The sequence below is a fragment of the Streptomyces sp. 17_S59 genome, assembly GCF_056930295.1.
Genome location: NZ_JBXOWD010000001.1, coordinates 5,331,904 through 5,358,139, shown reverse-complemented (window position 1 = coordinate 5,358,139; position 26,236 = coordinate 5,331,904). Strand labels below are relative to the sequence as shown.

The following is a 26,236-nucleotide window of genomic DNA, read 5'->3' as shown; positions in this document are numbered from 1 at the left end:
GCGGGGGCCTTCTCTTCATGGAGCCCCAAAACGGAATCGAACCGTTGACCTTCTCCTTACCATGGAGACGCTCTGCCGACTGAGCTATTGGGGCCGGCAACGAGATAAAGCATACCCGATGTTCGGACGTACTTTTGACCACCCGGCGGCCCGGCGGCCGACGGCTCAGGCCGCGACCGCCGGCATGAGCCCGCCGAGGGCGTTGCAGGCCGACACCACCCGGTGCAGCTCGCGCCGGGACATCCCCGCGCCCACGGGAAGCGCCAGGCATTCGTCGGCCGCCCGCTCGGTCTCCGCCAGCCACAACTCCCGCCGGAACGGCGGCATTCGGTGGACGGGCGTCCGTACGGGCACCTGGCAGTCCACGCCCCGCGCACGCAGAGCACGGGCGAAGGCGTCCCGGTCGGGGCGGCCGTTGCCCGGGACGCGAACGACGTAGGAGTCGTAGCGGTGCCTGACTCCGGCGGGGGCGGTGGGAGTCGTCACACCGGTGAGGCGGGCGTCGAGGTAGGCGGCGTTCGCCCGGCGGGCGTCGGTGTCCGGGTCCGGCTGCCCGTCCGGCGCGGAGTGCTCGACGAGGAGCAATGCCTCGCGGGTCGCAATGGCTTGGAGGGCCGGGAGATCGGCGGGGTGACCGAAGAGGTCTACGGGCACGATGGCGACCGTCCGCCGGCTCACGGCGTCGGCCACCGAGGCCGGGTCGAGACAGAAGGTGAAGGGGTCGATGTCGGCGAACACGGGCCGAGCACCCAGGCCCAGAACCGCCTCGGCAGGCCCGGACGTTGTGTAGGAGGGGACGATGACCTCGTCACCGGCTCCCACACCGGCCGCCGCCAGCTTCTCCTGAGTCAGCATGCTGCGGATGGTGCCCAGGCCATGTGAACGGGGTGTGACGCTCCGCAGCGCAGCACAAAAACAAAAAAGCTCTGGCGCATGAACCGAGGTTCATACACCAGAGCTTTTTCTCAAAGATAGTTCGGCGGCGTCCTACTCTCCCACAGGGTCCCCCCTGCAGTACCATCGGCGCTGAAAGGCTTAGCTTCCGGGTTCGGAATGTAACCGGGCGTTTCCCTAACGCTATGACCACCGAAACACTATGAAGTTAACCAACCGGAGCATGACTCAACAGTCGTTACTTCAGAACCTACACAGTGGACGCGAGCAACTGAGGACAAGCCCTCGGCCTATTAGTACCAGTCAGCTCCAACCGTTACCGGTCTTCCACACCTGGCCTATCAACCCAGTCGTCTACTGGGAGCCTTACCCCATCAAGTGGGTGGGAGTCCTCATCTCGAAGCAGGCTTCCCGCTTAGATGCTTTCAGCGGTTATCCCTCCCGAACGTAGCCAACCAGCCATGCCCTTGGCAGGACAACTGGCACACCAGAGGTTCGTCCGTCCCGGTCCTCTCGTACTAGGGACAGCCCTTCTCAAGACTCCTACGCGCACAGCGGATAGGGACCGAACTGTCTCACGACGTTCTAAACCCAGCTCGCGTACCGCTTTAATGGGCGAACAGCCCAACCCTTGGGACCGACTCCAGCCCCAGGATGCGACGAGCCGACATCGAGGTGCCAAACCATCCCGTCGATATGGACTCTTGGGGAAGATCAGCCTGTTATCCCCGGGGTACCTTTTATCCGTTGAGCGACGGCGCTTCCACAAGCCACCGCCGGATCACTAGTCCCGACTTTCGTCCCTGCTCGACCCGTCGGTCTCACAGTCAAGCTCCCTTGTGCACTTACACTCAACACCTGATTGCCAACCAGGCTGAGGGAACCTTTGGGCGCCTCCGTTACCCTTTAGGAGGCAACCGCCCCAGTTAAACTACCCACCAGACACTGTCCCTGATCCGGATCACGGACCCAGGTTAGACATCCAGCACGACCAGAGTGGTATTTCAACGACGACTCCACACACACTGGCGTGCATGCTTCACAGTCTCCCACCTATCCTACACAAGCCGAACCGAACACCAATATCAAGCTGTAGTAAAGGTCCCGGGGTCTTTCCGTCCTGCTGCGCGAAACGAGCATCTTTACTCGTAGTGCAATTTCACCGGGCCTATGGTTGAGACAGTCGAGAAGTCGTTACGCCATTCGTGCAGGTCGGAACTTACCCGACAAGGAATTTCGCTACCTTAGGATGGTTATAGTTACCACCGCCGTTTACTGGCGCTTAAGTTCTCAGCTTCGCCCCGTCGAAACAGAGCTAACCGGTCCCCTTAACGTTCCAGCACCGGGCAGGCGTCAGTCCGTATACATCGCCTTACGGCTTCGCACGGACCTGTGTTTTTAGTAAACAGTCGCTTCTCGCTGGTCTCTGCGGCCACCCCCAGCTCAAGCAGCAAGTGCTATCACCAGGAATGGCCCCCCTTCTCCCGAAGTTACGGGGGCATTTTGCCGAGTTCCTTAACCATAGTTCACCCGAACGCCTCGGTATTCTCTACCTGACCACCTGAGTCGGTTTAGGGTACGGGCCGCCATGAAACTCGCTAGAGGCTTTTCTCGACAGCATAGGATCATCCACTTCACCACAATCGGCTCGGCATCAGGTCTCAGGCTGCATGTTGTGCGGATTTGCCTACACAACGCCCTACACCCTTACCCCGGGACAACCACCGCCCGGGCTGGACTACCTTCCTGCGTCACCCCATCGCTTACCTACTACAAGTCTGGTCCGTCGGCTCCACCACTCCCCTTCACCCGAAGGATCCAGGGCGGCTTCACGGACTTAGCATCGCCTGATTCGATATTGGGCGTTTCAAAGCGGGTACCGGAATATCAACCGGTTGTCCATCGACTACGCCTGTCGGCCTCGCCTTAGGTCCCGACTTACCCTGGGCAGATCAGCTTGACCCAGGAACCCTTAGTCAATCGGCGCACACGTTTCCCACGTGTGTATCGCTACTCATGCCTGCATTCTCACTCGTGAACCGTCCACAACTCGTTTCCACGGCTGCTTCACCCGGCACACGACGCTCCCCTACCCATCCACACACCCGTTGAGGCTGTTGTGTGAATGACACGACTTCGGCGGTACGCTTGAGCCCCGCTACATTGTCGGCGCGGAATCACTTGACCAGTGAGCTATTACGCACTCTTTCAAGGGTGGCTGCTTCTAAGCCAACCTCCTGGTTGTCTCTGCGACTCCACATCCTTTCCCACTTAGCGTACGCTTAGGGGCCTTAGTCGATGCTCTGGGCTGTTTCCCTCTCGACCATGGAGCTTATCCCCCACAGTCTCACTGCCGCGCTCTCACTTACCGGCATTCGGAGTTTGGCTAAGGTCAGTAACCCGGTAGGGCCCATCGCCTATCCAGTGCTCTACCTCCGGCAAGAAACACACGACGCTGCACCTAAATGCATTTCGGGGAGAACCAGCTATCACGGAGTTTGATTGGCCTTTCACCCCTAACCACAGGTCATCCCCCAGGTTTTCAACCCTGGTGGGTTCGGTCCTCCACGAAGTCTTACCTCCGCTTCAACCTGCCCATGGCTAGATCACTCCGCTTCGGGTCTTGGGCACGCTACTCAAACGCCCTGTTCGGACTCGCTTTCGCTACGGCTTCCCCACACGGGTTAACCTCGCAACATACCGCAAACTCGCAGGCTCATTCTTCAAAAGGCACGCAGTCACGACCGCCAAGCAAGCTTGACGGCGACGCTCCCACGGCTTGTAGGCACACGGTTTCAGGTACTATTTCACTCCGCTCCCGCGGTACTTTTCACCATTCCCTCACGGTACTATCCGCTATCGGTCACCAGGGAATATTTAGGCTTAGCGGGTGGTCCCGCCAGATTCACACGGGATTTCTCGGGCCCCGTGCTACTTGGGTGTCTCTCAAACGAGCCGCTAATGTTTCAGCTACGGGGGTCTTACCCTCTACGCCGGACCTTTCGCATGTCCTTCGCCTACATCAACGGTTTCTGACTCGTCTCATGGCCGGCAGACCATGAAAGAGAGATCCCACAACCCCGCATGCGCAACCCCTGCCGGGTATCACACACATACGGTTTGGCCTCATCCGGTTTCGCTCGCCACTACTCCCGGAATCACGGTTGTTTTCTCTTCCTGCGGGTACTGAGATGTTTCACTTCCCCGCGTTCCCTCCACACTGCCTATGTGTTCAGCAGCGGGTGACAGCCCATGACGACTGCCGGGTTTCCCCATTCGGACACCCCCGGATCACAGCTCGGTTGACAGCTCCCCGGGGCCTATCGCGGCCTCCCACGTCCTTCATCGGTTCCTGGTGCCAAGGCATCCACCGTGCGCCCTTAAAAACTTGGCCACAGATGCTCGCGTCCACTGTGCAGTTCTCAAGCAACGACCAGCCACCCATCACCCCCGATCAGCAGACCGGAGTTCACTGGGGCCGGCATCGCGAAGGTTCGAGCAACGCTCGCACCCTCAGATACCCAACAGCGTGCCCGGCCCAGCCACTCACCCCACTGTGTTCCACGCCGAAGCAGTACTAACAGGGAGATCCTGAACTGTGCCGAATAGTCAACGTTCCACCCATGAGCAACCGTGCAAGACATTCGCTTGCAGCCGGCTATGTGCTCCTTAGAAAGGAGGTGATCCAGCCGCACCTTCCGGTACGGCTACCTTGTTACGACTTCGTCCCAATCGCCAGTCCCACCTTCGACGGCTCCCTCCACAAGGGTTGGGCCACCGGCTTCGGGTGTTACCGACTTTCGTGACGTGACGGGCGGTGTGTACAAGGCCCGGGAACGTATTCACCGCAGCAATGCTGATCTGCGATTACTAGCAACTCCAACTTCATGGGGTCGAGTTGCAGACCCCAATCCGAACTGAGACCGGCTTTTTGAGATTCGCTCCACCTCGCGGTATCGCAGCTCATTGTACCGGCCATTGTAGCACGTGTGCAGCCCAAGACATAAGGGGCATGATGACTTGACGTCGTCCCCACCTTCCTCCGAGTTGACCCCGGCAGTCTCCTGTGAGTCCCCATCACCCCGAAAGGCATGCTGGCAACACAGAACAAGGGTTGCGCTCGTTGCGGGACTTAACCCAACATCTCACGACACGAGCTGACGACAGCCATGCACCACCTGTACACCGACCACAAGGGGGGCACTATCTCTAGCGCTTTCCGGTGTATGTCAAGCCTTGGTAAGGTTCTTCGCGTTGCGTCGAATTAAGCCACATGCTCCGCTGCTTGTGCGGGCCCCCGTCAATTCCTTTGAGTTTTAGCCTTGCGGCCGTACTCCCCAGGCGGGGCACTTAATGCGTTAGCTGCGGCACGGACGACGTGGAATGTCGCCCACACCTAGTGCCCAACGTTTACGGCGTGGACTACCAGGGTATCTAATCCTGTTCGCTCCCCACGCTTTCGCTCCTCAGCGTCAGTATCGGCCCAGAGATCCGCCTTCGCCACCGGTGTTCCTCCTGATATCTGCGCATTTCACCGCTACACCAGGAATTCCGATCTCCCCTACCGAACTCTAGCCTGCCCGTATCGAATGCAGACCCGGGGTTAAGCCCCGGGCTTTCACATCCGACGCGACAAGCCGCCTACGAGCTCTTTACGCCCAATAATTCCGGACAACGCTTGCGCCCTACGTATTACCGCGGCTGCTGGCACGTAGTTAGCCGGCGCTTCTTCTGCAGGTACCGTCACTTTCGCTTCTTCCCTGCTGAAAGAGGTTTACAACCCGAAGGCCGTCATCCCTCACGCGGCGTCGCTGCATCAGGCTTTCGCCCATTGTGCAATATTCCCCACTGCTGCCTCCCGTAGGAGTCTGGGCCGTGTCTCAGTCCCAGTGTGGCCGGTCGCCCTCTCAGGCCGGCTACCCGTCGTCGCCTTGGTAGGCCATCACCCCACCAACAAGCTGATAGGCCGCGGGCTCATCCTGCACCGCCGGAGCTTTCCACCCGCCAAGATGCCTCGGCAGGTCGTATCCGGTATTAGACCCCGTTTCCAGGGCTTGTCCCAGAGTGCAGGGCAGATTGCCCACGTGTTACTCACCCGTTCGCCACTAATCCACCCCGAAGGGCTTCATCGTTCGACTTGCATGTGTTAAGCACGCCGCCAGCGTTCGTCCTGAGCCAGGATCAAACTCTCCGTGAATGTTTACCGGGCTGCGTTTAATTAAAAACTGCCGGTCACACTCGCGTTGAGCGGAACAGCCAGGCGGAATAAGCCCGGCCGTTCACAGCGTCCTCGCTGTGTAATCGCCTACCCGATCCGATACGGACCCGGCAGGACTTTTAAAGGAACCTCATCCATCGAGATGGACGGGGTGTCAACATATCTGGCGTTGACTTTTGGCACGCTGTTGAGTTCTCAAGGAACGGACGCTTCCTTTGTACTCACCCGCAGTGACATTCACTGGGGCTTTCCTCCGGGCGCTTCCCTTCGTTGTTTCCAACCTTACCAGATCCGTTTTCCGTTCCTTCGCTTCTAAAAGAAGCTGCCGGTTCGGAATTTCATTTCCGGTCCCCGTTGGCGGGGGTTTCCGACTTTATCAGACTTTCTCTGAGTCGGATTTCCATCCGCTTTCCGGTTCGGCCTCACGCTCAAGCGTGGGGGCGTTCCCGCTGCGGTGGAGCCGTAAACGTACTGGACGGCCGCACCCGGATGCAAATCGGCACCGGGGCGGCCGTCCAGCCTGCTGATACGACGTCAGACCTCGACGACCACAGGGAGGATCATCGGGCGGCGGCGGTAGCTGTCCGACACCCACTTGCCCACCGAGCGGCGCACGAGCTGCTGGAGCTGGTGCGGCTCGGCAACGCCGTCGGCGGCGGCCTTGGCGATGGCTTCCTCGATCTTCGGGACCACGGCGGTGAACGCCGCGTCCTCGATGCCGGAACCACGCGCCTGGATCTGGGGGCCGCTGACGACCTTGCCGGTCGTGCTGTCGACCACCACGTGGACGAAGATGATGCCCTCGTCGCCGAGGATGCGGCGGTCCTTGAGGGATGCCTCGGTGACGTCGCCGACCGAGAGGCCGTCCACGTACACGTACCCGGCCTGGACCTTGCCGACGATCTTCGCCTTGCCGTCCACCAGGTCCACGACGACGCCGTCCTCGGCGATGACGATGTGGTCCTTGGGGACGCCCGTCAGCGCGCCCAGCTCGGCGTTGGCGCGGAGGTGGCGCCATTCGCCGTGCACCGGCATCAGGTTCTTCGGCTTGCAGATGTTGTAGAAGTACAGCAGCTCGCCCGCCGAGGCGTGGCCGGAGACGTGCACCCGGGCGTTGCCCTTGTGCACGACGTTGGCACCCCACCGGGTGAGGCCGTTGATCACGCGGTAGACCGCGTTCTCGTTGCCCGGGATGAGGGACGAGGCCAGGATGACGGTGTCGCCCTGGACGATGCGGATCTGGTGGTCCCGGTTGGCCATGCGGGACAGGGCCGCCATCGGCTCGCCCTGGGAGCCCGTGCAGACCAGCACGACCTCGTCGTCCGGCAGGTCGTCGAGGGTCTTGACGTCCACGACGAGGCCCGCGGGAACCCGCAGGTAGCCGAGGTCGCGGGCGATGCCCATGTTGCGGACCATCGAGCGGCCGACGAAGGCCACCCGCCTGCCGTACTCGTGCGCGGCGTCCAGGATCTGCTGGATGCGGTGCACATGGCTGGCGAAGCTGGCCACGATGATGCGCTTCTGGGCGCCCGCGAAGACCTGGCGCAGCACGCCGGAGATGTCGCGCTCCGGCGGGACGAAGCCGGGGACCTCGGCGTTGGTGGAGTCCACCAGCAGCAGGTCGATGCCCTCCTCGCCGAGCTTGGCGAAGGCGGGCAGGTCGGTGAGGCGACGGTCCAGCGGGAGCTGGTCCATCTTGAAGTCACCGGTGTGCACGGCCATGCCGGCCGGGGTGCGGATCGCGACGGCGAGGGCGTCCGGGATCGAGTGGTTGACCGCCACGAACTCGCAGTCGAAGGGGCCGATGCGCTCGCGGTGGCCCTCCACGACCTCGAGGGTGTACGGGCGGATGCGGTGCTCCTGGAGCTTGGCCTCGATCAGGGCGAGGGTCAGCTTGGAGCCGATCAGCGGGATGTCCGGCTTCTCGCGGAGGAGGTAGGGGACACCGCCGATGTGGTCCTCGTGACCGTGGGTGAGCACGATGCCGTCGATGTCGTCGAGGCGGTCACGAATGGACGTGAAGTCGGGCAGGATCAGGTCGACTCCGGGCTGCTCCTCCTCGGGGAAGAGCACTCCGCAGTCGACGATCAGCAGACGGCCGCCGTACTCGAAGACCGTCATGTTGCGACCGATCTCGCCCAGGCCGCCGAGCGGGGTGACGCGCAGGCCTCCCTCGGGAAGCTTCGGCGGCGGACCGAGTTCAGGGTGCGGGTGGCTCAAAAGACTCTCCTCACCACGCGCGCCACATGCCCTCCCGGGACACATGGCGCGCGTGACATTCGTGCACATGCAGTTGTTTGCGATCTTGAGTTGTCGCGCTGTGCAGTTGTCGACTAGGTATTCAGTTCTTCGGTTCCGCTTCGTATTCAGTTGTGAAGTCTGTGGCGGGCCGACGTGCGGTCCCGGTGTTACAGCTGTACCCCGCCTGCCGCGAGATCGCGCTTGAGCTGCTCGGTCTCTTCGTCCGTGAGTCCGATGAGCGGGAGCCGCAGCGGGCCGGCCGGGAGGCCCTGGAGGGCGAGGGCGGCCTTGGTGGTCATCACGCCCTGGGTGCGGAACATGCCGGTGTAGACCGGGAGCAGCCGGCGGTGGATCTCGGCCGCCTTGGTGACGTCGCCGGCCCGGTGGGCCTCGACGAGCGCGCGCAGCTCGGGGGCGACGACGTGGCCGACGACCGACACGAATCCGACGGCGCCGATCGACAGCAGCGGCAGGTTGAGCATGTCGTCGCCGGAGTACCAGGCGAGGCCGGAGCGGGCCATGGCCCAGCTCGCGCTCGCGAGGTCGCCCTTGGCGTCCTTGTTGGCGACGATGCGGGGGTGCTCGGCCAGCCGGACCATGGTCTCGGTCTCGATCTGGACGCCGCTGCGGCCGGGGATGTCGTAGATCATCACAGGCAGGTCGGTGGCGTCGGCGACGGCGGTGAAGTGCCGGCGGATGCCCTCCTGCGGGGGCTTGTTGTAGTAGGGCGTCACGACGAGGAGGCCGTGGGCGCCCGCCTGCTCTGCCGCGCGGGCCAGCTCGACGCTGTGGCGGGTGTCGTTGGTGCCGGCTCCGGCGACGACGTGGGCCCGGTCTCCGACGGCTTCGACCACGGCCCGGACGAGCTGGGCTTTCTCCGCATCGCTGGTGGTGGGGGACTCGCCGGTGGTGCCGTTGACGACGATGCCCTCGTTGCCTGCGTCCACGAGGTGGCGGGCGAGTTGCTGGGCGCCGTCGAGGTCGAGGGCGCCGTCAGCGGTGAAGGGCGTGACCATGGCGGTCAGGACCCGCCCGAAGGGGGTTTGCGATGTGGAGATCGGAGCCATGGGGGCCACGCTACTCGTTGCTCACCGTGAGGTGCTCCCTCGGGGGAGCGTGAGAAGGGATCCCGGCACTGCCTGCTCGGGGGTTCAAGCAGTGCCGGGTCCGTTTTTTCAGCCTAGATGAAGGTGATGAAACGCCGCAATACGGACACCTGACTCGGGGGTCCGGGGTAGCAGCGCGTGACCATCACTGTCACCGTACGCATGCGTCACAAAAGCGTTGCGTTACGGGGCGATGCGGCCGTTCTTGTTGAAGGCGGCGTAGGTGAGCGGCATGAGCTTCGCCCACTCCGCCTCCATCTTTTCGCCGACCATCTCGATCTCCCGCTGCGGGAAGGAGGGGACCTTCGCCAGCTCGTGCTGGGTGCGCAGGCCGAGGAAGTGCATCAGCGAGCGGGCGTTGCACGTGGCGTACATCGAGGAGAAGAGGCCGACGGGAAGGACGGAGCGGGCCACCTCGCGCGCGACGCCCGCGGCGAGCATCTCCTGGTACTTCTCGTACGCCTGCCGGTAGCTGTCCTCCATGAGGCGGCTGGTCAGCTCGTGCTGCTCGGGGGTGCCCTCGACGAAGACGTACTTGCCCGGGCGGCCCTCCTGCACCAGCTTGCGGGACTCGCCCGGCACATAGAAGACAGGCTCCAGCTCGCGGTAGCGGCCGGACTCCTCGTTGTACGACCAGCCCACGCGGTGGCGCATGAACTCGCGGAACACGAAGATCGGCGCGCTGATGAAGAAGGTCATCGAGTTGTGCTCGAAGGGGCTGCCGTGGCGGTCGCGCATCAGGTAGTTGATGAGCCCCTTGGACCGCTCGGGGTCCTTGGTGATCTCTTCCAGGGACTGCTCACCGGCGGTGGAGACACGGGCCGCCCACAGCACGTCGCTGTCCGCCGCGCTGTGCTTGACCAGCTCGACGGTCACGTCGCTGCGGAACGTCGGCTTGGCGTCCTTGACGTCCTCGGTGGGGGTGTCGGTCACCGGCGGGGTCCTTCCAATTGCAGTGCTTGGCCGCCGTCAAGCCTAAGGGCCACCACTGACAGTCGGCCGACGGCGGGCCCGCGGGCCCGCTCCGCACAGGAGGTAGTGGGACGCCAGTTGATATTTTTCACAGAAGTTACGGAAAACGGGCACGCGCGGGCGAGTTCGAGCGTCCTTATGTGTAACAGCCCACTTCGAGGTTCCTAGGAGAGCCCTTCATGTTCCGCCGGCGAGAGCCCGTGCCGTTCGCCTTCGTCGCCGAGGCCGAGCGCTACCGCAGCAACATCACGCCGCCGCCCCGAGAACGCGCCAGCCGCTCGCAGATAGCGGGCCGGGCCCTGATGGGCCTCACGGTCGCGGCGGGGCTCGTCGGGGCGCTGCTGTTCGGGATGCCGTCGCTGGAGGCGGGTCCGCAGAACGCCCACCACACCCAGCAGTCCGAGGCCAACGCCGGTCGCTGACCGGTAGCCGCCGACAGGGGTCCGGCGGACGGCAGGTAACCTCACGCGCCACAGCCATTCGAGCATGTTTGCGAGCGAGGAACCGTCGTGCCCCTGCCCTTCCTGACAGCCGACCGCGACGGCGACAACCGCGCGACCACCAGTGCCGCGCCTCCGCCCGGCCGGGAGCCCGAGAACCAGTACGAGAGCCGTGATCGCTGGCGGCGTCCGTACCACCCGGGCCCCGGACGGGTCGGTGGCGCGGCCTTGCTGCTTCTGCTGGCCGCGTACGTGCTCTGCTCGGCCGTCATCGCCACGGTGGCCGGCGCGCCGGTCGCGGCGGGTGTCTGCGGGATCATCGCCGTGCTGCTGATCACGCTCGCGGTGCGGCTGGTGCGGGTGGGCATCTGGGTGAGCCCGCGGGGGCTGCGGCGTGCGGGGCTGCTGTCCAGCACGACGTTGTCCTGGGACGCGGTGGCTGAGGTGCGGATTGTGCAGCAGCCGGTGCGGGTGTTGGGGGTGGCGCGGGTTGTGCAGGGGCAGGCGCTTGTCGTGCGACGGGAGCGAGGTGGGGAACTGCCGGTCGTGGTCACCGACCACAGCATCGATTTTCTGGGGCGCCCCCAGGCGTTCGAGGCTGCGGCGGATGCCGTTGAGGACTGGGTGGTGGAGTTCAAGGGGTGACGGGTGGTGGGGCGGACGGGGTTTTCTTTCCCCACCCCGCCCCTTCCCGTAACCGGGGGCTTCGCCCCCGGACCCCCGGTCCTCAAGCGCCGGACGGGCTGGAGAGTCCCTTGCCGTCGTGGAGGGCGATGGCCCGCTGCATGGCCTTGCGGGCTCTGGGGGTGTCGCGGGCGTCGTGGTAGGCGACCGCCAGGCGGAACCACGAGCGCCAGTCCCCGGGGGCCTGCTCCGTCTCCGCGCGGCGGCGGGCGAAGACGGCGTCCGCCGAGTCTCGGTCGATGCGGCCGCTCGGGGTGCGTTCCAGCTCGTCGACCGGCAGGCCGCCCTCGGACTCCAGCTCCCGCGCCAGCCGGTTGGCGTCCCGCGCGAACTTGGTGGTCTGGTAGAGGAACCAGGCACCGATGAACGGCAGGACCAGGACCGCCAGCCCGAAGGCCACGGTGATCGCGGTGCCCTGCTCGATGAGCATGATGCCGCGGCTGCCGACCAGGACGAAGTAGACGACCAGGACGGCGGCCAGGGCGAAATAGACGATCTTTGCGCGCACCGTACTCAGCCCAGGTCCAGGAAGTGTTCCAGGCCGAAGGTCAGGCCCGGGGTGCTCACCACGCGGCGCGCGCCGAGCAGGATGCCCGGCATGAAGCAGCTGTGGTGCAGCGAGTCGTGCCGGATGGTGAGCGTCTCGCCGGTGTCGCCGAACAGCACCTCCTGGTGGGCGAGCAGGCCGCGCAGCCGCACGGCGTGCACGGGCACCCCGTCGACGTCCGCGCCGCGCGCGCCCTCCAGGGCCGTGGTCGTGGCGTCGGGCTGCGGGGGGCAGCCCGCCTCGCGCCGCGCCGCCGCGATGAGCTGGGCGGTGCGGGTGGCCGTGCCGGAGGGGGCGTCGGCCTTGTTCGGGTGGTGCAGCTCGACGACCTCGACGGACTCGAAGAAGCGGGCGGCCTGCTGGGCGAAGGCCATGGTGAGGACCGCGCCGATGGAGAAGTTCGGGGCGATGAGCACGCCAGTGCCGGGGGAGGCGGCCAGCCAGGAGTTCAGCTTCGCCAGCCGGTCCTCGGTCCAGCCGGTCGTGCCGACCACGCCGTGGATGCCGTTGCGGACGCAGAACTCGAGGTTGTCCATCACCGAGTCCGGGTGCGTCAGCTCGACCGCGACCTGGGCGCCCGCCTCGGTCAGGGCGTCCAGCTTGTCGCCCCGGCCCAGTGCGGCCACCAGTTCCATGTCGTCGGCGGCTTCCACGGCCCGTACCGCCTCGGAGCCGATCCGGCCCTTGGCGCCGATGACCGCGACGCGCAGCTTGCTCATCGTCCCTGCTTCCTTACAGCGGTGAACTTCCAGCGGTGAACTTCGGGGGTGAACTCAGGAAACGGCCTCGTGCAGGCGTGCGGCCTGCTTGTCCTTCAGCGGGCCGATGACGGACAGCGAAGGACGCTGTCCCAGGACGTCGCGCGCCACCTCGCGGATCTCGTCCGGGGTGACGGCGGCGATGCGGGCCAGCATGTCGTCGACCGACATCTGGTCGCCCCAGCACAGCTCGCTCTTGCCGATGCGGTTCATCAGCGCGCCCGTGTCCTCCAGGCCCAGCACCGTGGAACCGGAGAGCTGGCCGATGGCGCGGCCGATCTCCTCGTCCGACAGGCCCTCCGCGGCGACGCGGTCCAGCTCGTCGCGGCAGATCTTCAGCACGTCGTGGACCTGGTTCGGGCGGCAGCCCGCGTAGACGCCGAAGAGGCCGCAGTCGGCGAAGCCCGAGGAGTAGGAGTAGACCGAGTAGGCCAGTCCGCGCTTCTCCCGGACCTCCTGGAAGAGCCGCGAGCTCATGCCGCCGCCCAGGGCGGTGTTGAGCACGCCGAGCGCCCAGCGGCGGTCGTCGGTGCGGGCCAGGCCCGGCATGCCGAGGACGACGTGCGCCTGCTCGGTCTTGCGGCCGAGCAGCTCCACGCGGCCCGCGGTGCGGATCGTCCGGGAGCCGCCGCGCGGGGCCACCGGGACGGCGTCCGTGCGGGTGAGGGCGCCGGCCCGCTCGAAGGCCGCGCGGACCTGGCGGACGACCTTGGCGTGGTCGACGTTGCCCGCGGCGGCCACGACCAGGCGGGTCGGGTCGTAGTGCTTCTTGTAGAAGCGGGCGATCCGGTCGCGGGTGAGCGCGTTGATCGTGTCGACCGTGCCCAGGACCGGGCGGCCGAGGGGGGTGTCGCCCAGCATGGTGTGCGCGAACAGGTCGTGCACGCAGTCACCGGGGTCGTCCTCGGTCATGGCGATCTCTTCGAGGATCACGCCCCGCTCGGCGTCCACGTCCGCGGCGTCGATCAGCGAGCCCGTGAGCATGTCGCAGACGACGTCGATGGCCAGCGGCAGGTCGGTGTCGAGCACACGCGCGTAGTAGCAGGTGTACTCCTTCGCCGTGAACGCGTTCATCTCGCCGCCGACCGCGTCGAGGGCGGCGGAGATGTCGAGCGCGCTGCGCCGGGCCGTGCCCTTGAAGAGCAGGTGCTCCAGGTAGTGGGTGGCGCCGTTGAGCGAGGGCGTCTCGTCGCGGGAGCCGACGTTCGCCCAGATGCCGAAGGTCGCGGAGCGTACGGAGGGCAGGGTCTCGGTGACGACGCGCAGGCCGCCCGGGAGGACGGTCCGGCGGACCGTGCCGATGCCGTTCTCGCCCTTGAGAAGCGTTTGGGTACGGGCGACGGCCCGCCCCTCCGAAGAGGTGCGGGCCGTCTTCCGTGTACTACGGGACGTCACTTGGCGGACTCGTCCTTAGCAGCCTCGTCGGCCTCCTCGCCCTCGATCACGGGGATCAGGGAGAGCTTGCCGCGCTGGTCGATCTCGGCGATCTCGACCTGGACCTTGGCGCCCACGCCCAGCACGTCCTCGACGTTCTCCACGCGCTTGCCGCCGGCGAGCTTGCGGATCTGGGAGATGTGCAGCAGGCCGTCCTTGCCCGGGAGCAGGGAGACGAACGCACCGAAGGTGGTGGTCTTGACGACCGTGCCCAGGTAGCGCTCGCCGACCTCCGGCATGGTCGGGTTGGCGATGCCGTTGATCGTGGCGCGGGCGGCCTCGGCGGAGGGGCCGTCGGCGGCACCGATGTAGATGGTGCCGTCGTCCTCGATCGTGATCTCGGCGCCGGTGTCCTCCTGGATCTGGTTGATCATCTTGCCCTTGGGGCCGATGACCTCACCGATCTTGTCCACCGGGATCTTGACGGTGATGATCCGCGGGGCGTGCGGGGACATCTCGTCGGGCCGGTCGATGGCCTCCATCATCACGTCGAGGATGTGGAGACGGGCGTCGCGGGCCTGCTTGAGGGCCGCGGCCAGGACGGAGGCCGGGATGCCGTCCAGCTTGGTGTCGAGCTGGAGGGCGGTCACGAACTCCTTGGTGCCGGCGACCTTGAAGTCCATGTCGCCGAAGGCGTCCTCCGCACCGAGGATGTCGGTGAGGGTGACGTAGTGGGTCTCGCCGTCGATCTCCTGGGAGATCAGGCCCATGGCGATACCGGCGACCGGGGCCCGCAGGGGCACACCGGCGTTCAGCAGCGACATGGTGGAGGCGCAGACCGAGCCCATGGAGGTGGAGCCGTTGGAGCCGAGCGCCTCGGAGACCTGGCGGATGGCGTACGGGAACTCCTCGCGGGACGGCAGCACCGGCATGAGCGCACGCTCGGCCAGGGCGCCGTGGCCGATCTCGCGGCGCTTCGGGGAGCCCACGCGGCCGGTCTCGCCGGTGGAGTACGGCGGGAAGTTGTAGTTGTGCATGTAGCGCTTGCGCGTCACCGGCGAAAGGGTGTCGAGCTGCTGCTCCATGCGGAGCATGTTCAGCGTGGTGACACCCAGGATCTGGGTCTCGCCGCGCTCGAACAGCGCCGAGCCGTGGACGCGCGGGATGGCCTCGACCTCGGCGGCGAGGGTGCGGATGTCGGTGACACCGCGGCCGTCGATGCGGACCTTGTCCTTGATGACGCGCTCACGGACCAGGGTCTTGGTCAGCGAGCGGTACGCGGCGGAGATCTCCTTCTCGCGGCCCTCGAACTGCGGGAGCAGCTTCTCGGCGGCGACCTCCTTGATGCGGTCCAGCTCGGTCTCGCGCTCCTGCTTGCCGGCGATGGTGAGCGCCTGGGCCAGCTCGGTGCGGACGGCGGCGGTGAGGGCCTCCAGGACGTCGTCCTCGTAGTCGAGGAAGACCGGGAACTCGCCCTCGGGCTTGGCGGCCTTGGCGGCCAGCTCGGACTGGGCGCGGCAGAGCACCTTGATGAAGGGCTTCGCGGCCTCGAGACCGGCGGCGACGACCTCCTCGGTGGGGGCCTCGGCGCCGTCCTTGACGAGCTGGATGGTCTTCTCGGTGGCCTCGGCCTCGACCATCATGATCGCGACGTCGCCGTCCTCGAGGACGCGGCCGGCCACGACCATGTCGAAGACGGCGTCCTCGAGCTCGGTGTGGGTCGGGAACGCCACCCACTGGCCCTTGATCAGGGCGACGCGGGTACCGCCGATGGGGCCGGAGAAGGGCAGGCCCGCGAGCTGCGTGGAGCAGGAGGCGGCGTTGATGGCGATCACGTCGTAGAGGTGATCGGGGTTGAGGGCCATGATCGTCTCGACGATCTGGATCTCGTTGCGCAGGCCCTTCTTGAAGGAGGGGCGCAGCGGGCGGTCGATCAGGCGGCAGGTGAGGATCGCGTCCTCGGAGGGGCGGCCCTCACGGCGGAAGAAGGAGCCGGGGATCTTGCCGGCCGAGTACATCCGCTCCTCGACGTCCACCGTGAGGGGGAAGAAGTCGAGCTGGTCCTTGGGCTTCTTCGACGCGGTCGTGGCCGACAGCACCATGGTGTCGTCGTCCAGGTAGGCCACGGCGGAGCCGGCGGCCTGACGGGCCAGACGGCCGGTCTCGAAGCGGATGGTGCGGGTGCCGAAGGCGCCGTTGTCGATGACGGCCTCGGCGTAGTGGGTCTCGTTCTCCACCAGGGATATCTCCTCAGTTACGTCCCGCCCGTGTGGCGTGGACGGTGGTGGAGGGCGCCGCTGTGCTCTGTGCGGGCCGGTCTTCGATCGAAGCACCCGGAATTCCCTGTTCCGGGGGCCACTACCGAGGACCGGCGGAGAGAACGGCGTCCCTCCCATCAGGTATGTCGTTCGTTATGCCGTTGTGGGACCAGACTACAAAGCTTCTGCCGTTCCCGGCTCCCCACCGGACGCGCGCGGGACCGCGCGGCCTGGGCATACACGAAGGGAGCGGCCCCCAGATGTGGGAACCGCTCCCTTCACGGCGTCTTACTTGGCGCCCGCGGCACCGCGGCGGATGCCGAGGCGCTCGACCAGGGCGCGGAAGCGCGTGATGTCCTTCTTGGCCAGGTACTGCAGCAGGCGACGACGCTGACCGACCAGGAGCAGCAGACCACGACGGGAGTGGTGGTCGTGCTTGTGCATCTTGAGGTGCTCGGTCAGGTCAGAGATGCGGCGGGTGAGCATGGCCACCTGGACCTCGGGGGAACCGGTGTCGCCCTCCTTGGTGGCGAACTCGGCCATGATCTGCTTCTTCGTAGCGGCGTCGAGCGACACGCGGTACTCCTTCTGGATGTCTTTTGGCCACCGAGTGCCCCTGGTCTCTTTCTCAGGGGAGCTTCCGTGACTCGGAAGGCGGGGTCCGCTGGGCGCTGTCCCCAGACCACCCTGGCGGGCGGTCCGGAGGCGCGTACACAAACGGCCACGGGACACAGTACCAGCCCTGACCGGCGGTACGGCCCTGGGCCCGGCGTCACGAGCCGGCCAGGCCCCGCACTGTCGCGTACACGTCCAGGACGGCCAGGCACAGCGGCACCAGCGCCAGCAGGAAGGCGCTCTCCGCTATGTCCGAGAACCTCCCCCAGAAGGGTGACAGGCCCTTGCGCGGGACGATCAGGGCGACGGCGGTGAGCAGGCCCCCGACGGCGGCGACCGCGGCGGACAGCCAGACGGTGCGGACGTCGAGCGGGCCGTGGTCGTGCTCCAGCAGGGACCGTACGGCGCCGGCGGGCGGGTTCAGGGCCAGGCCGAGGGCGAGGAGGGCGAGGGCGGCGAGGCCCGCGCCGAGGACGGTCGCGACCTGGGCGGTGTAGCGGAAGAGCCGGGCGCGCAGCAGCATGGCGAGGCCCGCGGCCAGCGCGAGGAGCTGCGCCCAACCGTTCGCGGCGAACCCCAGCACGGCGGCGGCGCCGACGACCACGGCGGAGAAGCCGCCGACGAGGCCCAGCAGCAGCTCGTGGCCGCGGCGCGCCTGGGCGGCGATGCGGTCGGCGTCGACGGGCTCGGCGGCGGGGGCGTCGGAGTGCGGGTCGAGGTCGGAGGCGGCCGCGGAGCGGGGGGCCGCGTAGCCGATGGGCAGCCGGGCCACCCGGGCGGACAGCCCCGGCAGGAAGGCGATGGCGCCGATCGCGACGACGGCGCACACGGCGGCGGTCGCGGTGGGCCCGGCCTCGGTGAGGATCGCGCAGAAGGTCGCGAGCGTGCCGACGGCGGAGGCCACGACCGCGGCCACGAAGGGGGCGTCGCCGCTGGGCATGAGCGCGACGAGCGCGACGGAGACCACGAGGACCGCGACGCAGCCGAGCAGGAACTGGAGGCGGCCGACCCCCTCGCCGTGCGCCGGGGCCAGGATCCCGGACCCCGCGATCATCAGGTGCGGCAGGGCCGCGAGGCCGAGGGCGACGGCGGAGGCCCGGTCGCCGTAGATGCGGGCGCGCACCCCGGAGAGGGCGGCGAGCAGCAGGCCGGCGACTCCGGCGACGATGCCCGGCAGGCCGTGCATGTCGTGCCGCACCGGGTCCGCGAACCAGAGGACGAAGCCGAGCAGGACGAACAGCAGGGAACCCGCGAACAGGCCGCATATCCGCAGCAGTTGGTCGTTCCACAGGGTGCGGTCGCGGGCCACGGCCGTCGCAACGGCGTCGGCAACGTCGTCGAAGACGGCGGGCGGGAGGGACTCGGCGAAGGGGGTCAGCCGCAGCAGCGAGCCGTCCAGGACGCGCTGCGCGCCCAGGGAGCGGTCGGGGTCCAGCACGGCGCCGTCCCGCCCGGTGAGGTGGTAGCCGGGTGGCGCGCCCTCCGGTGTGCTCTGCCCCGTCATGCGCAGGATCTCCGGCAGCAGATCGGCGACGGCGACATCATCCGGAAGAGCGACGTCGATCCGGCTGTCGGGCGCGATCACCGTCACTCGGCAGAAACCGGTCACTGCAGTCGAACTCACCTGATGGGCCCCCTCAATTACCTGCCGCCCCTTCAGCGGTGGCGCAGTCGGACGGGGCGCAACCCTACCGGGAGCCCCCAGGGGGCGTCTGACGGGTCGGCACAGACCCTGGCTCCGTCATGCACGTAGGATCATCGTCGCGCGGAGGCTGCCCGCCGCCGGCAGGGGGCCGGTGCCACAGCTGTCCAGCCTAAAAGGGATTGATACGCCGGTGAGCCAGATCATCGTCAAACGTCCGCCTCGGGTCATGCCGCCCGACATATCCACGGACGAGCTGCAGCTCGAGTCCCCTCCGGAACTGCCCCGCGGGCAGCAGGAGGGCATGGCCATGCAGCTGCTGCCGATGCTCGGCATGGGCTCCTCGGTGGTCTTCTTCTTCATGCCCGGCACCCAGCCCGTCATGAAGATCATGGGCGTGCTGATGCTGCTGTCCACGGCGGCCATGGCCGTCGCCCAGGTGGTCCGGTACCGCAGGGGGTCCCAGGGCGCGGCGGTCGACAGCCGCCGCGACTACCTGAAGTACCTCGCCCAGACCCGGCAGAAGGTGCGCCGCACGGCGCGGGCGCAGCGCGACGCCCAGTTCTATCTGCACCCGTCGCCCGAGCAGCTGTGGTCCCTCGTCGCCGAGGGCAGCCGGCTGTGGGAGCGGCGCGTCTCCGACAAGGACTTCGGCCAGGCCCGCATCGGCCTGGGGCCGCAGCAGCTGTGGACGCCGCTGGTGGCGCCGACCACGGCGCCGGTGGACGAGCTGGAGCCGCTGTCGGCCAGCGCGATGCAGCGGTTCCTGGCCGTGCACGGCTCGCTGGACGGGCTGCCGGTGGCGGTCTCGGTCCGCGCCTTCTACCACGTGGTGGTCTCCGGTGAGCGCGAGGCCGTGCGCGGTGCGGCCCGGGCGCTGGTGGCGGGCCTGGCCGCGCTGCACTCCCCCGAGGACCTCGTGGTCGCGGTGGTCGCCGGGCAGGGTGCGGCCGAGTCGTGGGACTGGTGCAAGTGGCTGCCGCACACCCAGGTGCCCGGCTCCGCCGACGGGGCCGGCACCAAGCGGCTGTTCGGCGACGACTTGGCCGAGGTGGAGGACCTCCTCGGCAGCCGACTGCAGGGCCGCCCGCGGTTCGGCCGCGACGGGCAGCCGCTCCTGGACCAGCCCCACGTCGTGGTCGTCCTCGACGGCGGCGTCGTGCCCCCGGACTCCCTCCTGGCCTCCCCCGAGGGGCTCCAGGGAGTGACCGTGCTCGAGATCGTGCCGGGCGAGCTGGACGAGACCCGGGGCGGGCTGTCCGTGACCGTACGTCCGGGCCGACTGCGGCTGGAGTCGGCGACGGCCACGTACGAGGGGGTGCCCGACTTCCTGTCGGTGCCCGCCGCCGAGGCCCTGGCCCGGCAGCTGGCGCCGCTGCGCATGGGCGGCGGCGGGGACGACGACGAGCCCCTGCTCGCCAATCTGGACTTCACCGACCTGCTCGGCCTCGGCGACCCCGCCTCGGTGGACGCCGGCACCACCTGGCGCCCCCGCTCGACGGCCGAGCGGCTGCGCGTGCCCATCGGCGTCGGCGAGGACGGCTCCCCCGTGATGCTGGACCTCAAGGAGGCGGCGCAGGACGGCATGGGCCCGCACGGGCTGTGCGTCGGCGCGACCGGCTCCGGCAAGTCCGAGCTGCTGCGCACGCTGGTGCTGGGCCTGGCGGTCACCCACTCCTCGGAGACGCTGAACTTCGTCCTCGCCGACTTCAAGGGCGGCGCGACCTTCGCGGGGATGGCGGAGCTGCCGCACGTCGCCGCGGTCATCACCAACCTCGCGGACGACCTCACGCTCGTCGACCGCATGCGCGACTCAATCACGGGTGAGCTGCAGCGGCGCCAGGAGCTGCTGCGAGCGGCCGGCAACTACGCCAACCTCACCGACTACGAGAAGGCGCGCGCGGCGGGCGCTCCCCTGGAGCCGCTGGCCTCGCTCGTCCTGGTCATCGACGAGTTCAGCGAACTCCTCACCGCCAAGCCCGACTTCATCGAGATGTTCATCCAGATCGGCCGCATCGGCCGGTCGCTGGGCGTGCACCTGCTGCTGGCCTCGCAGCGGCTCGAGGAGGGCAGGCTGCGCGGCCTGGACACCTATCTGTCGTACCGCATCGGTCTGCGGACCTTCTCCGCGGCCGAGTCGCGCACGGCCCTGGGCGTGCCGGACGCCTACCACCTGCCCTCGGTGCCCGGCTCGGGCTATCTGAAGTTCGGCACGGACGAGATGACGCGGTTCAAGGCCGCCTATGTCTCGGCCACCTACCGGGGCGGCGTCACCACGACGGCGGAGCCCGGCGCGCTGCCGACCGACCGCCGGCCGGTGCTGTTCACGGCGGCCCCGGTGCCGGTGCGCTACGCCGAGCCCGACGAGCGCTTCTCGCTCACCGCGCCGGGCGCGGGCGACGACGCGCTCGCCGACACGGTCCTGGACGTCATCGTGCGCCGGCTGGAGGGCCAGGGCCCGGCCGCCCACCAGGTGTGGCTGCCGCCGCTGAACGAGTCCCCGTCCCTGGACCAGCTGCTGCCCGGTCTGGCCGTCTCCCCCGAGCGGGGACTGCACGCCGCGGGGACCCCGCGCGGCGGGTTGCGGGTGCCGCTCGGCCTGGTGGACAAGCCCTTCGAGCAGCGGCGCGACGTCCTCTTCCGGGACTTCTCGGGAGCGGCGGGCCACCTGCTCGTCATCGGCGGCCCCCGCTCCGGCAAGTCCACGCTGCTCCGCAGCCTCATCGGCTCCTTCGCGCTCACCCACACCCCGCACGAGGTGCAGTTCTACGGGCTGGACTTCGGCGGCGGCGGGATGAGCGCCGTCGACGGCCTGCCGCACGTGGGCGGCATCGCCTCCCGGCTGGACCCGGAGAAGGTCCGGCGGGCGGTGGCCGAGGTCGCGGGCGTCCTCCACCGGCGGGAGGAGTTCTTCCGCGACAACAACATCGACTCGATCACCACGTACCGCCAGCTGCGGGCCGCGGGCAGGCTCCCCGACGAGCCGTGGGGCGACGTCTTCCTGGTCATCGACGGCTGGCAGTCCTTCAAGACGGACTACGAGATGCTCGAGCCCGTCGTCGCCGACATCGCCGCGCGCGGCCTCGGCCTCGGCGTCCACCTGGTCGTCACCGTCTCCCGCTACATGGAGATGCGGGCGGCCATGAAGGACCAGATTCTCGGCCGGCTGGAGCTGCGCCTGGGCGACGCGCTCGACTCGGAGTTCGACCGCAAGATCGCGGCGAACGTGCCGGTGGGCGTGCCCGGCCGCGGCCTCACCGCCGAGAAGCTGCACTTCCTGGGCGGCCTGCCGCGCGTCGACGGCGCCTCGGGCGGCGGCGACGACCTCTCCGAGGCCACGGCCGCGTTCGTCAAGGCGTCCGTCGAGAACTGGCCCGGCCCGCACGCCCCGCAGGTGCGCATGCTGCCGCGGGTGCTGTCCGTGCGCGAACTGCCGGACGGCCACACCGAGCCGCACCGCGGTGTCGCCATCGGCATCGACGAGATGAACCTGGCGCCGGTCTTCATCGACTTCGACACCGACCCGCTGTTCGCGGTCTACGGGGAGAGCGAGTCGGGCAAGACGGCCCTGCTGCGCCTGCTCATCAAGCAGCTCACCGAGCGGTACACGCCGGAGGAGGCGCTGTTCTGCGTCGGTGACTACCGGCGCAGCCTGCTGGAGTGCGTGCCCGAGCCGTACCTGGCCGGCTATGCGACGTCGCAGAACGCCTTCGAGCCGTTCATCGCGGACATGAACGCCCTCATCGCCAGCCGGACGCCCGGCTCCGACGTGACCCCGCAGCAGCTGCGCACCCGCAGCTGGTGGCGCGGCCCCCGGGCGTTCATCATCGTCGACGACTACGACCTGGTGGCGACGTCGTCCGGCAACCCCATGGCCCAGCTGGTGGACAACCTGCCGTACGCCCGGGACACCGGCGTCAACATCATCCTGGCCCGCAGCAGCGCGGGCGCCGGCCGCTCCTCGTACGAGCCGTTCATCCAGCGCTTCAAGGAGCTGGGCGCCCAGGGCGTCGTGCTCTCCGGCGACCGCGCGGAGGGCGAGCTGCTGGGCAGCGTGAAGCCCCAGCAGCTGCCGCCGGGCCGAGGCATCTTCGTGTCCCGGAAGCGGGGCACGGCACTGGTCCAGACGGGGTGGCTGCCGACGGACTGAGCGGCACGCGCACTCGAAACGGTGTGAGTGCGCCGCTTGTACCATCGCTCGTAGCAGGAGTCGCGCCCGTCCCATGCGTGGGGCGGGCGCGATTGCGCGAAGTCACGGCAGGGTCAGGGTCAGGGGGACGAACGAGTGGCGACGCCGGAACCGCTGCGCTACGACGATCCGCGGCAGATCGGCCCGTACTCCGTCGTGGGCCGGTTCGAGCCGCCGGATGGGGAAGTCCCGGCTCCGGAGAACCGTTTCATCGGGCGGAGTGCCGACGGGGACCACACCGTCCTGATCTGTACTCCGCTCGCCGGTGCGGATGCAGCGCACTTCGCTGAGGAAGCCGAGGGGGCCCGGCGGCTGTTCGGGCCCTGGGTCGCGCCCGTCGTCGACGCGGGTGCCGGGGCCACCGGCCCGTGGTACGCCCACGCCTACCTTCCCGCCCTGCCGCTGCCCGACGCGCTGGCCGCGTACGGCGGGCCGCTGCCGGAGCACACGGTCCGTGCGCTGGGGGCCGCCCTCGCGGAGGCGCTCGCCGCTTTCCATGCCGACGGTGTCACCCACGCGGGGCTCTCCCCCGCCGCCGTGCTGCTCGCGGCGGACGGCCCCCGGCTGACGTGCTTCGGCGCGCTGCGGTGCGCGACCGCGCCCCGACCCATCGGACACCCCCTACCGCCGGAGCAGGACGCGGGCGGTCCGGCGCAGCCGCCGGGCGACGTCTTCGCGCTGGGTGCGGTGCTGGCCTACGCGGCCACGGGGCACACGGTCCCCGGGCGGGGCGAACTGCCGGAGGGGCTGCGCAGCACGGTGTCGACGTGCCTGGCCCGGGACCCGGCGAGCAGGCCGCACGCACGGCAAGTTCCTGACTTGCTGACCGGTGCCGCGGCATCGCACGGGCTGCTCGGGCCCGGCTGGCTGCCCGGCCGTGTCGTCGCGGCGCTGGCCCGGCAGTCGGCGGAGCTGCTGGCCGCAGAGAACCCCGTCCGCTGACCCCGCAGCCCTCCCTTTCCCTTCCTCGTGGACTGGACCGATGCCCTCTCCCCTCGCCCATGACGACCCCCGGCAGCTCGGCGCGTACCGGCTCGTGGCCCGGCTCGGCAGCGGCGGCATGGGCACCGTCTACCTCGGCCGGTCCCCCGGCGGGCGCACCGTCGCGCTGAAGACCATGCACGCGCGGCTCGCCTCCGACCCCCGGCTGCGCGCCCGGTTCCGGCTGGAGGCCGACGCCGCCCGCGTCATCGGCGGGGAGTACGGCGCGGCCGTCGTCGACGCCGATCCCGTCGCGCCGGTTCCCTGGCTGGCCACCGAGTACGTCCTGGGGCCGCCGCTGGACGAGGCGGTGTCCCTCTGCGGCCCGCTGCCGGAGGCGACCGTTCGGGCGCTGGGCGCCGTGCTGTGCGAGGCGCTCGGCCAGCTGCACCGCTCGGACGTCGTGCACCGCGACCTCAAGCCCTCCAACATCCTGGTCACCGCCTTCGGCCCGAAGGTCATCGACTTCGGCATCGCGCGCGCCGCCGGCGACGAGCGGCTGACGCGCACGGGCACGGCGGCCGGTACGCCCGCGTTCATGTCGCCGGAGCAGGCGGGCGGGCTGGAGCACACCGCGGCGGGTGACGTGTTCGCGCTCGCCGGCGTGCTGGTCTTCGCGGCCACCGGGCGCGGCCCCTTCGGCGGGGGCCGGGCAGCCGACCTGCTGTACCGGGTGCGGTACGCCGAGCCGGACCTGTCGGGGGTGCCCGGCGGGCTGGCGGCCGTGCTCGCGGAGTGCTTCGACAAGGACCCCGCGCGGCGGCCGGGCACGGCGGAGCTGGCGCACCGGCTCCTCGGAGGTGCCGGGGGCGGGGACTTCGCGGACCGGCTGCCGGACGTGCTGCTCGCCGAGATCGCGCGGCGCGCGGCGGAGGTGTGGCAGATCCAGCCGTACCGGCTGCCGGCGCCGCCCGAGGAGCGGAGCGATCCGGTGGTCCCCGCGGGGACGGCCGGGATGTCCCGGCGCGGGCTCCTGGGGGTGACGGCCGGGGCGGTACTCGGGCTGGCCGGGGCCGGTGCGGGGTGGTGGGCGTGGTTCGGCGGGGGCAACAGCGGCAAGGACGGCGGGGCGGGCAAGGGGGGCGGGCATGCCCTGGCATCGGCGTCGGGGTCCGATTCAGGGTCTGCTTCGGGCTCCTCTTCCTCCGGTGCCGCGCCGGTGGTTCCCGCACGGGCGAAGTGGCCGGCACAGCTGGAGCAGATCAACGACCTGCTGCCGCCGATGCCGGTGGGCGACCAGATCGTCGTCCTCGCGAAGAAGGGCCTCGTCGGACTCGACGCGAAGACCGGCAAGGAGAAGTGGACCTGTACGCAGGTGAGGGATCCGTGGCAGGCCACGACGGACGGCGAGCGGGTGTACGCCTTCCTGCCGCCCGCCGCGGGTGCGTCGACGCTCACGCTGTGCACCGTCGACCTGGGCAGCGGCCACCCGGAGCCCCTTGCCCAGGGGATCGCGGTCTCCACCGCCGCCAACACCTCGGCCCAGCTCCTCGCCGCCGCGGACGGCGTGCTCTACCTGGTCGCCCAGACGGGCAGACCCGGTGACACGGCCACGGAGAAGGCGGCGGGCTGGCGCGTACTGGCGGTCGACGCGCGCACCGGCAAGGAGCACTGGCGGCAGCCGGTCGGCGAGGGGAGCCCCTACCAGCCGCAGACCCCCAACGCGCACTTCGTCGCCAAGCCCCTGGGCGGCCTGCTCCTCCTCGACCGGCCCCAGTTCAGCGGCAAGGCGGACAACCTCCAGGCGTGGCGGACCGACCAGGGCGGGACGGGCTGGAACCGCACCCTGCCCCGGGAGGACGCCGACCGCTCGTTCCTACTACCCGGCCGACTCGCCGCGGACGACGAGCGCGTCTACTTCGGCAGCGGCAGCCTCACCGCGAGCGGGCTCTCCGGCGGCAGGCAGCTCTGGGAGTTCGGGGGCGGCCGCGATGCGGGCCGGGTCGCCAAGGGCTCCCGCCGCTACGGCAGGCCCGCGGTCAAGGGCGGTGTGGTGTACGCGGCGGAGGGCACGCGCGGCATCGTCGCCGTGGCCGCGGGCAGCGGGACGCTCCTGTGGGAGTCGCTTTTCGACGGCATGTCGCCCGGGCTCGACGTGCCGCCGGTCGTCGGGGAGAAGTTCCTCTACGCGCACGCCACGACGGCGGACGGCAAGGACAAGGTCGTGGCCGTCGACCTCGACAGCCACCGGAAGGCCTGGGACATGGACGTGCCCGGTGGCCTCGGCAACAACCTCATCGCTCACGAGCGCGCGCAGGTCGTGGTCTGGGCCCACGGCAGTCTCGTGGCAGCCATCCCCTTCGAATAGCGCCAGGCG

The 26,236-nt window shown here is 68.6% G+C and carries 15 protein-coding genes, 1 tRNA gene and 3 rRNA genes; 5 read left to right on the top strand and 14 right to left on the bottom strand.

Annotated elements, in window-relative coordinates; translation table 11 throughout:
• Positions 1-18: 18 nt before the first annotated feature.
• The 8 genes from AC1Z4A_RS24480 to thyX form a co-directional block, all read right to left on the bottom strand.
• Positions 19-94: transfer RNA gene (locus AC1Z4A_RS24480), tRNA-Thr, on the bottom strand.
• A 71-nt stretch (positions 95-165) separates the two neighbouring features.
• Positions 166-855, bottom strand: coding sequence for a DegT/DnrJ/EryC1/StrS family aminotransferase (locus tag AC1Z4A_RS24475; RefSeq protein ID WP_483682010.1), 690 nt, complete (start codon positions 853-855; stop codon positions 166-168).
• A 119-nt stretch (positions 856-974) separates the two neighbouring features.
• A 5S ribosomal RNA gene (gene rrf, locus AC1Z4A_RS24470) occupies positions 975-1,091 on the bottom strand.
• 76 nt (positions 1,092-1,167) lie between these two features.
• Positions 1,168-4,288, bottom strand: a 23S ribosomal RNA gene (locus tag AC1Z4A_RS24465).
• 279 nt (positions 4,289-4,567) lie between these two features.
• Positions 4,568-6,091, bottom strand: a 16S ribosomal RNA gene (locus AC1Z4A_RS24460).
• Together the 16S, 23S and 5S rRNA genes form the textbook arrangement of a ribosomal RNA operon.
• Positions 6,092-6,646: 555 nt before the next feature.
• The gene (locus tag AC1Z4A_RS24455; protein WP_483682009.1) at positions 6,647-8,332 is read right to left on the bottom strand and encodes a ribonuclease J; all 1,686 of its coding nucleotides are present in this window, start codon (positions 8,330-8,332) and stop codon (positions 6,647-6,649) included.
• A 188-nt stretch (positions 8,333-8,520) separates the two neighbouring features.
• Positions 8,521-9,420 (bottom strand): 4-hydroxy-tetrahydrodipicolinate synthase, encoded by a 900-nt coding sequence (gene dapA, locus AC1Z4A_RS24450; RefSeq protein WP_483682008.1) that lies wholly within the window; start codon positions 9,418-9,420, stop codon positions 8,521-8,523.
• Positions 9,421-9,642: 222 nt separating this feature from the next.
• Positions 9,643-10,392 carry an FAD-dependent thymidylate synthase gene (gene thyX, locus AC1Z4A_RS24445; RefSeq protein ID WP_483682007.1) on the bottom strand — a complete coding sequence of 250 codons (750 nt, stop codon included), beginning with the start codon at positions 10,390-10,392 and terminating at the stop codon, positions 9,643-9,645.
• A gap of 218 nt (positions 10,393-10,610) precedes the next feature.
• Here thyX and AC1Z4A_RS24440 point away from each other — a divergent pair, with 218 nt between their 5' ends.
• Positions 10,611-10,853, top strand: coding sequence for a hypothetical protein (locus tag AC1Z4A_RS24440; RefSeq protein ID WP_483682005.1), 243 nt, complete (start codon positions 10,611-10,613; stop codon positions 10,851-10,853).
• A gap of 87 nt (positions 10,854-10,940) precedes the next feature.
• Complete coding sequence (locus AC1Z4A_RS24435; protein ID WP_483682004.1) at positions 10,941-11,516, top strand: hypothetical protein; 576 nt, start codon at positions 10,941-10,943, stop codon at positions 11,514-11,516.
• Between the two features lie 82 nt (positions 11,517-11,598).
• On the opposite strand, the gene AC1Z4A_RS24430 is transcribed toward AC1Z4A_RS24435, so the two are convergent.
• From AC1Z4A_RS24430 to eccD, 6 genes are all read right to left on the bottom strand, one after another.
• Positions 11,599-12,063: a hypothetical protein gene (locus AC1Z4A_RS24430; RefSeq protein WP_483682003.1), complete on the bottom strand. Its 465-nt coding sequence runs from the start codon at positions 12,061-12,063 to the stop codon at positions 11,599-11,601.
• Positions 12,064-12,068: 5 nt separating this feature from the next.
• The gene (dapB, locus tag AC1Z4A_RS24425; protein WP_483682002.1) at positions 12,069-12,821 is read right to left on the bottom strand and encodes a 4-hydroxy-tetrahydrodipicolinate reductase; all 753 of its coding nucleotides are present in this window, start codon (positions 12,819-12,821) and stop codon (positions 12,069-12,071) included.
• Positions 12,822-12,875: 54 nt separating this feature from the next.
• A complete protein-coding gene (locus tag AC1Z4A_RS24420) occupies positions 12,876-14,255 on the bottom strand; it encodes a M16 family metallopeptidase (RefSeq protein WP_483682001.1) in 1,380 nt (459 codons plus the stop codon).
• A complete protein-coding gene (locus tag AC1Z4A_RS24415; protein ID WP_483681999.1) occupies positions 14,252-16,471 on the bottom strand; it encodes a polyribonucleotide nucleotidyltransferase in 2,220 nt (739 codons plus the stop codon). Before AC1Z4A_RS24415 ends, AC1Z4A_RS24420 begins: the two co-directional genes overlap by 4 nt.
• A 309-nt stretch (positions 16,472-16,780) precedes the next feature.
• Positions 16,781-17,068 (bottom strand): 30S ribosomal protein S15, encoded by a 288-nt coding sequence (rpsO, locus tag AC1Z4A_RS24410; RefSeq protein ID WP_168094146.1) that lies wholly within the window; start codon positions 17,066-17,068, stop codon positions 16,781-16,783.
• 196 nt (positions 17,069-17,264) lie between these two features.
• The gene (gene eccD, locus AC1Z4A_RS24405) at positions 17,265-18,731 is read right to left on the bottom strand and encodes a type VII secretion integral membrane protein EccD (protein WP_483681997.1); all 1,467 of its coding nucleotides are present in this window, start codon (positions 18,729-18,731) and stop codon (positions 17,265-17,267) included.
• Positions 18,732-18,942: 211 nt separating this feature from the next.
• On the opposite strand from eccD, the gene eccCa reads away from it, so the two are divergent.
• The 3 genes from eccCa (at position 18,943) to AC1Z4A_RS24390 (ending at position 26,227) form a co-directional block, all read left to right on the top strand.
• Positions 18,943-22,899: a type VII secretion protein EccCa gene (gene eccCa, locus AC1Z4A_RS24400; RefSeq protein WP_483681995.1), complete on the top strand. Its 3,957-nt coding sequence runs from the start codon at positions 18,943-18,945 to the stop codon at positions 22,897-22,899.
• A gap of 135 nt (positions 22,900-23,034) precedes the next feature.
• On the top strand, positions 23,035-23,880 hold the full coding sequence (locus tag AC1Z4A_RS24395; RefSeq protein ID WP_483681994.1) for a protein kinase family protein: 846 nt from the start codon (positions 23,035-23,037) through the stop codon (positions 23,878-23,880).
• A 40-nt stretch (positions 23,881-23,920) separates the two neighbouring features.
• Positions 23,921-26,227: a protein kinase domain-containing protein gene (locus tag AC1Z4A_RS24390; RefSeq protein ID WP_483681993.1), complete on the top strand. Its 2,307-nt coding sequence runs from the start codon at positions 23,921-23,923 to the stop codon at positions 26,225-26,227.
• The last annotated feature ends 9 nt before the right edge of the window (positions 26,228-26,236 follow it).

What these genes read in the sequence shown, in the direction of transcription:
- AC1Z4A_RS24475 (WP_483682010.1), bottom strand. Translation starts at nt 855, where the DNA reads ATGCTGACTCAGGAGAAGCTGGCGGCGGCCGGTGTGGGAGCCGGTGAC.
- dapA (WP_483682008.1), bottom strand. Translation starts at nt 9,420, where the DNA reads ATGGCTCCGATCTCCACATCGCAAACCCCCTTCGGGCGGGTCCTGACC.
- AC1Z4A_RS24440 (WP_483682005.1), top strand. Translation starts at nt 10,611, where the DNA reads ATGTTCCGCCGGCGAGAGCCCGTGCCGTTCGCCTTCGTCGCCGAGGCC.
- dapB (WP_483682002.1), bottom strand. Translation starts at nt 12,821, where the DNA reads ATGAGCAAGCTGCGCGTCGCGGTCATCGGCGCCAAGGGCCGGATCGGC.
- AC1Z4A_RS24390 (WP_483681993.1), top strand. Translation starts at nt 23,921, where the DNA reads ATGCCCTCTCCCCTCGCCCATGACGACCCCCGGCAGCTCGGCGCGTAC.